Consider the following 8,728-nt stretch of genomic DNA (forward strand, 5'->3'; position numbering starts at 1 on the left):
GGCATCTAGATCGCCAGATGGAAACGGCTTTGGTAAGTCGTGCGTTGATGATGGCTGTCAATTTGCGTACACCACCAAAAGGCCTTCTACATCACTCAGATCGAGGTAGTCAGTATGCCAGCCATGCCTACCAAGCGCTATTGAAGCAGCATGGAATGGTGTGCTCAATGAGCCGTAGGGGAAATTGTTGGGACAACGCACCGACTGAACGCTTTTTTAGCAGCCTAAAACGAGAGTGGTTAACGGGAAATCTCTATACAACAAGGGAGGATGCGATAACAGATGTGAGAGCCTATATTGCTTATTACAACTCACGCAGAATACATACAACGCTGGGGGATGTAACCCCCATCGAATTTGAGAAATGTGCTTAAAGAGGTGTCCGGCTGGACTTGACCACAACATCATGATCCTGCGTAGATTGAGTGTCGGACGTAACTTCTTCAATAAATCCATACATTTTCCCACTACTGTCGAGAGTCAGATTAACAACACTCTCATCTGAAACATCGACTGCCACCAAGCGAATCTTGTCGCCTGTTTTCATATAGGCGAATATACCAATATCCTTGGCGATGGTTTTACCACTTTCAGATTTCTCGACGGCTGCAATTTGGTGTTTCATGTCGGGCTTTTCAAGCACCTCAAGAAAACGACCGCCACCACCTGATTCTGTTTGCTTAAGAACTTTAAAGGTCCTACAGCCCTGCCCTTTTTTTAAGGTTAAGGCGTCTTTGCTATGTTCATAAAAGATGAAAGACTCATCTTCAACAAGACACCAAGTCCCTTCTAATGCTTTTTTTGTATTCGGATCTGCATTTATTTGTTTCGCATAGGCAGCCACAAAAATTAAGATGCCTGATAACAATATACTTAAATGGTTTCGTTTTATCCTCATGGGCCACCTATATAAAATTGCGACTCTCAATCAGTATATACACTAGCCCAATTATTTGGTGAGCAACAAAAATCAATACCGCAGACAGCACCATTCTTTCCCAAAATATACGAAACGCTGACCTTAAATATTAAGGGTGCTTCGTTAAATTAATTTTTTACAGCCATCAGCATCGAATTTGAGAAATGGGCTTAGAGAGGTGTCCGGCTGGACTTGACCATAACAAAGTGTCTTTAAAAATATCCACACCGATAGTTTACAGCTGCGATATTCATAAAACGCATAATAATTTCTGTAACGGCACAAGAAACCAAAATGCTATGCAGGGGTATGAAGAGTGGTGAGTATTTCGTCAGGAAAATGCTTAAATGAGTACAATTAAAGTGACTAAGCTATTTAACCCTATTCGCAAATGGAAGAGTGCCCCTACTGCAGGGCACTCTTAGCACTTTCGATCAGCCCCGCAGGAAATTCAACAGATCCTGGTTAAGGCGGTCCTTATGGGTATCGGCAAGCCCATGGGGCGCGCCCGGATAGACAATCAATTTGGCGTGTTTGACAATTTTAGCAGCGGCACGAGCCGAGTTATCGATGGGTACGATCTGATCATCATCACCATGAACAATCAGCGTGGGCACGTCGAACTTCTTTAGATCTTCGCGAAAATCCGTAGCTGAAAAAGCGGCAATTGAATCGTAGGTATTCTTATGTCCACCTTGCATTCCCTGTGCCCAGAATGACTGAATCAAGCCCTGCGAAGGCTCTGCATCTGGGCGGTTAAATCCGAAGAACGGCCCGGATGCGATATTTAGGTAGAGTTGAGAGCGGTTTTCCAGGGACCCTTTGCGGATGCCATCAAACACTTCTAGTGGCAGGCCACCTGGGTTGGTCTTGGTCTTGAGCATAAGAGGCGTCACTGCTGAAATCAGTGCGGCTTTCTTGACCCGATCCGTACCGTGACGGCCGATGTAGCGTGCTACTTCACCACCACCAGTGGAAAAACCCACAAGAGTAACCTCTTTCAAGTCCAGTGCCTCAATCACTGCCGCCAGGTCATCCGCGTAATGATCCATATCATTCCCTTCCCAAGGCTGACTGGATCGGCCGTGGCCTCGTCTATCATGCGCAACTACACGATAGCCTTTGGATGCCAGGAATATCATCTGTGATTCCCAACTATCGGAACTGAGCGGCCAGCCATGGCTAAAGGTAACCACCGGTCCATCCTTTGGCCCCCAGTCTTTATAGTAAAGCTGCACGCCATCTCGGGTGGTGATGGTGCTCTCCGTTTTGGTGTATTTAGAGGCAGGGGCGACAGATTTTGAATCGGCCAGGGTTTGAGTAGCACCGAAGGTAGTAAATAAGGCAACTCCGAGGGCTCCAATGTTACGAATAAAACGGTTCATTTTGTTTTCTCCTTCAATCAATATCTTTAATGCTGGTACTAGGAAGGTGTCGGTCGCTCAATTGGCGAGCACAAGGTTCACATCCATGTTTCCACGGGTTGCATTTGAGTAGGGGCAGACGACGTGGGCCTTGTCGACCAGCGACTGAGCTACTGCCTCTGTCAACCCAGGCAGACTGATACGCAGCTCCGCTTGGATGCCAAAGCCGGTAGGTATCGGCCCTATTCCGACCTTGCCTGTGATCTGTGCACTATCAGGCAGAGTGATTTTTTCCTGAGCGGCAACATGCTTCAGTGCCCCCAGGAAACAGGCCGAATAGCCTGCCGCAAATAGCTGCTCGGGGTTGGTTCCGGCACCACCTGCCCCACCCAGTTCACGGGGAGTAGAAAGTTGCGCATCGAGTGCCTTATCGGAGGATAGGGCTCGGCCTTCCCGGCCACCTGTGGCGGTGGCTTCGGCTGTGTAGAGGATCTTTTTGAGGGACATATGAATACTCCTTGATTTTGTGAAGAGCCAGGGCTCATATCTGTTAGCGGGATTAAATTTACACCCACAAACGGGACGATATGTCACAATAAGTCTTGATAAGTTAACCAGGAGTATCAGAATGGTCGATCGACTGGCGGCTCTGCTGGACTATTTCTCAGTCACAGCACGCGCGTTCCACACAGGGACTCTTTGTGGCATCAATGGCCTAAATGGAGAAGATGATTTGGGACAGCTTCATTTGATTCGTCAAGGTGCAGTCGAAATTAGCCACAGCGGCACTCCGGCAGTGCACATTACAGAGCCCAGCTTGCTGTTCTATCCACGCCCGCTGGCCCACCGGTTTATCACCGACCCAGAGAGCGGTGCAGATTTTGCCTGCGCCAACCTTAGTTTCGACGGTGGCCCTAACAACCCCATCGCAGCGGCCCTGCCCGACTTTATCTGCCTTCCTCTGTCGGCTCTGGTAAGCTCTCAAAACCTGCTGAACCTGTTATTTGAGGAGGCATTTGCCCAAAATTGTGGACGCCAGGCAATACTGGATCGCCTCTTTGAAGTCATAGTGATTCAGTTGCTTCGGCACTTGATGGAAGAGGGACTGACACAAATCGGTATGTTGGCGGGGATGGCTCACCCACGTTTGCGTTTAGCACTGATTGCCATTCACGAGCAACCCGCACACGACTGGTCTGTAGAGGAACTGGCAAATCAAGCGGGCATGTCACGCAGCGTGTTCGCGAAATCCTTTCGCGAGCGAATCGGCTCTACCCCAGCTGCATACCTGCAGAATTGGCGGATATCTCTGGTACAGCGTGCGTTGAAACAGGGCTTGCCACTCAAGCTATTGGTGGATGAGGTCGGCTACGGAAGCGAGGCTGCCCTATCGCGCGCCTTTAAAGCTTGCGTGGGATCTTCCCCGCGGGAGTGGCTGAAGCAGCAAACGCTGTAACAATTGGGTTAACAAGAAACGGAGTGATAACTCTTGCGATAACCCATTATGCGTCAGGGGATTATTTAGCCACGATAGATGTACTTGGCGCCTTTTCCGACAAATATCTCAGTCAGACTAAACTCACCGGGCAGCAGCGCAAAATATCTTCTAACTTGTCGTGACTACAACGACTGCTTATGTCGCAATCTGGTTTGAATCAGGGCTCACTAGTTCTTCTTGGAGGCACTCTTCATGGCTAAACCCACTTGTGTCGTTGTAGGTGTCGGACCCGGTAATGGGGCTGCTTTTGCCAGAAAATTTAACCGTCAAGGCTGCCAAGTCGCTCTTCTTGCCCGAAACCAGAACTACCTGAATGAGTTACAGGCAGAACTGAACGATGCAAAGAGCTACGTTTGCGACGTTACAAACTCAGCACAAATTGCTGATGTATTTAGTCGTATCCAGGGCGAGATGGGGCCCATCGAAACGCTCGTTTACAACGCCGGCTCTGGTCACTCCTGCACCATCGAGAACCTCGATATCTACGAATATGAATCAGACTGGAAAATCAACTGCCAAGGCTGCGCCTTATTCAGTCAGCTGGTGGCTACAGAGATGATCCAACGTGGCGAAGGAAACATCATTATTGTGGGAGCAACCGCCTCCCTGCGCGGCGGGGCAAACTTTGCTTCCTTTGCGTCGGCGAAAGCCGCGCAGCATAGTCTTGCCCAGTCGATGGCCAGGCATCTTTGGCCTAAGGGGATACACGTTGCCTACCTCATCATTGATGGGCCAGTAGGTAAAAGTCGCGCACTGGATGGGAGCGCAAGAGATAACCAAGCATTTTTGCAGCCATCAGATATCGCTGACACAGCCTTCTTCCTGACAACCCAAGCCAGATCAGCCTGGACTTTCGAGGTGGATCTTAGACCCCATGTGGAGAAGTGGTAACAAGAGTCGTCCGCGTTAAAATTTCCCATTTTGGCTTAGTCAAGCATCGAATTTCGGCAAGGAGGTCGAAAATGACCCTAAACAAGAAACAAATTGAAGATTGCGAATCCAGCCGTTGGGATTTTTCTGACCTGAAAGCTGTATTCCTAAACTGCACTCTAAAGCCCACGCCGGAACTCTCACATACGGATGGCCTGGTTGCCATCTCACGGGAGATCATGCAAAGAAACGGGATATCGGTACAAGTGCTCAGACCAGTAGACCACGATATCGCCTTTGGTGTTTATCCAGATATGACTAAACACGGCTGGGAGAATGATGACTGGCCGCAAATATTCAAACAGGTGATCGAGGCAAATATCCTGGTTTTAACAACACCTATCTGGCTGGGGGAAAAGTCATCTATCTGCACCCAGGTTATTGAGCGGCTTTATGCCAATTCATCTGACCTGAATGACCAGGGACAATACGCCTATTACGGAAGGGTCGGCGGCTGCCTTATCACCGGCAATGAAGATGGAGCCAAACACTGTGCAATGAATATCCTCTATTCCCTGCAACATCTGGGCTATGTAATTCCACCGCAGGCTGATGCCGCCTGGGTTGGCGAAGCTGGTCCTGGCCCCTCTTACCTGGACCCAGGTTCCGGCGGACCACAGAATGATTTCACCAACCGCAACACAAGCTTTATGACCTGGAACCTGATGCATTTAGCGCGCATGATCAAAGATGCCGGCGAGATACCTGCCCATGGCAACCAGCGCTCCAAATGGGATGCAGGCTGTAAACCTGACTTCCCCAACCCCGACTACCGGTAAGGGCATGCTCAGACCTATTTTTTATCAAGGCAAAATAGCCAAATAAGCTTGTATTCTTTCCAACCTATTTACAAACTGAGGCGCCTAAAGATACATTGCGTTTCTTCTTTTGCAGTCCACTTCTGCTGCCTTCAAATTGCCCAGCGCTCTCATTATCCCTAACTAAAGGGGAGTGGGCTGTGGAGTTGCAGCAATGAGAAACAATGAGGTCCATCGTCCCTAATGAAGTCCGAGTTACTGGAGCAGATTCTCCACAGCAAACTCTTTATTACTCTTTGTGTTGTTGTCGTCATTCTTTTGTTACGCAGCTTGCTGACACTTGCCATTGCACGTAGTAGTTGGGCAAAAGCTGACAAGCGTCGCCGAATCAATACCGTACATAACTTCGGCAACCTGTTGCTGGTCATCGGTGTCATTGCCGTATGGGTGACGGAGTTACGGGATTTCGCCCTCTCTATTGCGGCATTCTCTGTAGCAATTGTGCTTGCACTTCGTGAGGCCGTGCAGTGTTTGGTTGGTGGTTTATATCAAGCCAACATGCGTTCCTTTACCGTCGGCGACTGGATTAAGGTTGGCGACCAGTTTGGTGAGGTCACCGACAGTGATTGGTTAAGCACCACGCTTTTAGAAATTGACCCCCACGGGCTCGGCAATGGCTATACTGGAACTACCCTCTACATTCCCAATAATGCATTCTTCACCCAACCAGTAAAGAACCTGAACTTTATGCGTCGCTATATCGAGCACACTTTCTCGATAACCCGCGAACGCAGTGAAATAAACCCTTTTGAAGCCAAGAAGTTTATTACAGAGCGGCTGAAAGAGCACTGTGACTCTTTCCGAGAAGTTGCCGAACGCTACTGCAAGCTGATTGAGAATCGTATGGGTGTGGAACTGTCGGGCCCTGACGCAAAAGTAAGTGTTACTACCAATGATCTTGGTCATGATGTGATCACAGCTACAATATTCTGCCCGCGTGAAGAGGCAACTAATATCGAACAGCTGGTAACTGAAGACTTTTATAACTTCTGGTTCGAGAAGACTAAGACTTTGAGAACTGAAAACTAATAGCTATACTCAATCCCAGGCGCTTGTTGAGCAATTTCTCCAGCGCCTGGGTTACTCATATCTCTCCCTAATGATCAACAAAAATTTCTGTTAACCATTCAATAAAAGTCCTAACTCTAGGCGACAGGAAACGATTCTGAGTAAAAACTACAGAAACCGGTTCACTTGGTGGGCGAATGTTAGGTAACACTTCTATTAGGTTGCCCTCAGTCAAATCCTTTTCAACATGAAACCTAGGGAACTGGGCCAGGCCAATCCCTAATTTAACGGCATCCCGATAACTCTCCGTACCCGTTACCATGATAGGCGCTAAAGCTTCCGTGGTCTCAATCTTGTCCCCGACGCAAAAAGATAGCGGCGTAGACTTCCCCGTTGTTATTGAGCGAAGGGCCACTGCGCGGTGATGGCTCAAGTCACTCAGGGATTTCGGGGTGCCATAGCGCTCAAGATAACTCGGTGAGGCACAGGTGAGCCTGTCCAGCATTGTCAGACGCCTCGCGATCAACTCACTATCCGCTAAATGACCATATCTGATCGCGCAGTCCACTCCTTCCTGAACCAGATCAACCCAGCGGTCTCCTTCGCTCATCACCAAAGTAATATCGGGGTAACATTCAAAGAATTGCGGAAGCTTAGGCATAACGAAGTGGCGAGCAATTGTTCCCTGTACATCGACACGAACCTCCCCTTTCGGCAACGAACCCTTAAATGCACCTTCCGCTTCTTCTACATCCGAAAGTATCGATAGGCATCGCTGGTAATACAGTTCCCCATCCAGCGTTGCTTTTACCTTGCGTGTGGATCTCTGTAACAACCTCACACCAAGCTGCTTTTCAAGCTTATTGATCACTTGTGTAGAGGTAGATCGCGGAACATCCAAGTCGCTAGAGGCCGCGGTAAAGCTGCCACGCTCAACGATTCGAACATAGAGTCGCATTGCATCTAGCTTATCCATATGGAACCTATTGTTTATCTATTTAGAACAATAGGTTCCATTTTAGCTAGATTATCTACTCAAACCACAAGATTATTCTCTTCGGGAACATTACTCATAGAGTCACAGCTGTGACTCCAGTCAGCTTGGAGGTCATTTTGGAAAAAGTTGCACTAGTCACCGGCGCTTCCAGAGGCATTGGTGCGGCTATTGCCACCCGACTGGCAAAGGACAACTTCACAATCTTGGTTAACTTCGTTGGCAACTTCAATGCCGCTAAAAAGTTGGTCAATCAGATTGAAGCGGCCGGAGGAAAGGCCGTCACCGTTCAGGCAGACGTCAGTGATTCCAACGCAGTTACTAGATTATTTGAATCTGTGGAAGCCACCTTTGGTGGTATTGATGCTGTTATCAATAGTGCTGGCATCATGAAGTTAGCGACTTTAGCCGAAAGTAAAGAAGAAGGCTTCGACACCATGGTTGCAGTCAACCTTAAAGGTACATTCAACACAATGCGGGAGGCCAGTAAACGCCTTAGACAAGGTGGGCGAATTATCAACTTGTCCTCAAGCGTTGTAGGCCTATATATGCCCACCTACAGTATCTACGCAGCAACCAAAGCCGCCATTGAGGCGATGACACAGGTAATGTCCAAAGAGATGCGAGGACGAAATATTACCGTTAATGCTGTTGCCCCGGGACCAACAGCAACCGAACTTTTCCTCGATGGCAAAACTGATGAGATGGTGAACAGCCTCGCCAACTTGTCTCCACTGGAGCGACTGGGAAGCCCAGAAGATATTGCAAACACGGTCGCCTTTTTGGCCGGGGAGCAAGGGGGATGGATCAATGGGCAGGTGATTCGGGTTAATGGTGGGATTATATAAATCCAACCCTAAGCCCGGCTCATTACTCGCAGTAGTTTAAGATGTAGTAGTTCAGACTTGATCTGACAGTTACCGGTTTTTCAGAAGGTGCTTTGTCAGGTCAAATTCAGTTTACGAGTTTTTCCTTCCAGATGCTTTTTCCATCTTCAAGTGTTGCCATCGGAGTGCGGCCACAACACTTTTTACCCTGATGGGTACGGTCATTATTGTAATATGTGAGCCATTCGTCCAGATCCTTTTGTAACTCTTCTATTGATCCATAGATCTTCCGGCGTAATGAAGGCTGGTAGAACTCTTGTAGAATGGTTTTATGGAAGCGCTCACAGATGCCGTTGGTTTGTGGATGCCT

General features: G+C 48.5%; 11 protein-coding genes. 6 read left to right on the forward strand and 5 right to left on the reverse strand.

Annotated features, from left to right (window positions below):
* The coding region (locus ACCI49_RS22415) for an IS3 family transposase (RefSeq protein WP_371841462.1) at positions 1–374 on the forward strand (374 nt) is incomplete at its 5' end.
* On the opposite strand, the gene ACCI49_RS22420 is transcribed toward ACCI49_RS22415, so the two are convergent.
* From ACCI49_RS22420 to ACCI49_RS22430, 3 genes are all read right to left on the reverse strand, one after another.
* A complete protein-coding gene (locus ACCI49_RS22420; protein ID WP_371841463.1) occupies positions 371–898 on the reverse strand; it encodes a hypothetical protein in 528 nt (175 codons plus the stop codon). The two genes, ACCI49_RS22415 and ACCI49_RS22420, sit on opposite strands and share 4 nt — an antisense overlap.
* A 455-nt stretch (positions 899–1,353) precedes the next feature.
* The gene (locus tag ACCI49_RS22425; protein WP_371841464.1) at positions 1,354–2,304 is read right to left on the reverse strand and encodes an alpha/beta fold hydrolase; all 951 of its coding nucleotides are present in this window, start codon (positions 2,302–2,304) and stop codon (positions 1,354–1,356) included.
* Positions 2,305–2,361: 57 nt separating this feature from the next.
* A complete protein-coding gene (locus ACCI49_RS22430; protein ID WP_371841465.1) occupies positions 2,362–2,790 on the reverse strand; it encodes an organic hydroperoxide resistance protein in 429 nt (142 codons plus the stop codon).
* 121 nt (positions 2,791–2,911) lie between these two features.
* On the opposite strand from ACCI49_RS22430, the gene ACCI49_RS22435 reads away from it, so the two are divergent.
* The 4 genes from ACCI49_RS22435 (at position 2,912) to ACCI49_RS22450 (ending at position 6,558) form a co-directional block, all read left to right on the forward strand.
* Positions 2,912–3,739, forward strand: a complete 828-nt coding sequence (locus tag ACCI49_RS22435; RefSeq protein WP_371841466.1) for an AraC family transcriptional regulator — start codon at positions 2,912–2,914, stop codon at positions 3,737–3,739.
* Between the two features lie 234 nt (positions 3,740–3,973).
* A complete protein-coding gene (locus ACCI49_RS22440; RefSeq protein WP_371841467.1) occupies positions 3,974–4,672 on the forward strand; it encodes an SDR family NAD(P)-dependent oxidoreductase in 699 nt (232 codons plus the stop codon).
* 71 nt (positions 4,673–4,743) lie between these two features.
* A complete protein-coding gene (locus tag ACCI49_RS22445) occupies positions 4,744–5,490 on the forward strand; it encodes a flavodoxin family protein (protein WP_371841468.1) in 747 nt (248 codons plus the stop codon).
* Positions 5,491–5,712: 222 nt separating this feature from the next.
* A complete protein-coding gene (locus ACCI49_RS22450) occupies positions 5,713–6,558 on the forward strand; it encodes a mechanosensitive ion channel family protein (RefSeq protein WP_371841469.1) in 846 nt (281 codons plus the stop codon).
* A 67-nt stretch (positions 6,559–6,625) separates the two neighbouring features.
* Here ACCI49_RS22450 and ACCI49_RS22455 read toward each other — a convergent pair whose 3' ends face one another.
* Positions 6,626–7,513, reverse strand: coding sequence for a LysR family transcriptional regulator (locus tag ACCI49_RS22455; protein ID WP_371841470.1), 888 nt, complete (start codon positions 7,511–7,513; stop codon positions 6,626–6,628).
* 137 nt (positions 7,514–7,650) lie between these two features.
* Between ACCI49_RS22455 and ACCI49_RS22460 the strand changes: the two genes are divergently transcribed.
* Complete coding sequence (locus tag ACCI49_RS22460; RefSeq protein ID WP_371841471.1) at positions 7,651–8,379, forward strand: SDR family oxidoreductase; 729 nt, start codon at positions 7,651–7,653, stop codon at positions 8,377–8,379.
* A 106-nt stretch (positions 8,380–8,485) separates the two neighbouring features.
* On the opposite strand, the gene ACCI49_RS22465 is transcribed toward ACCI49_RS22460, so the two are convergent.
* Positions 8,486–8,728 (reverse strand): integrase core domain-containing protein (locus ACCI49_RS22465; RefSeq protein WP_371840492.1); only part of this gene is annotated, 243 nt, incomplete at its 5' end.

This window comes from Microbulbifer epialgicus, from assembly GCF_041447265.1.
Classification (GTDB): Bacteria; Pseudomonadota; Gammaproteobacteria; order Pseudomonadales; family Cellvibrionaceae; genus Microbulbifer; species Microbulbifer epialgicus.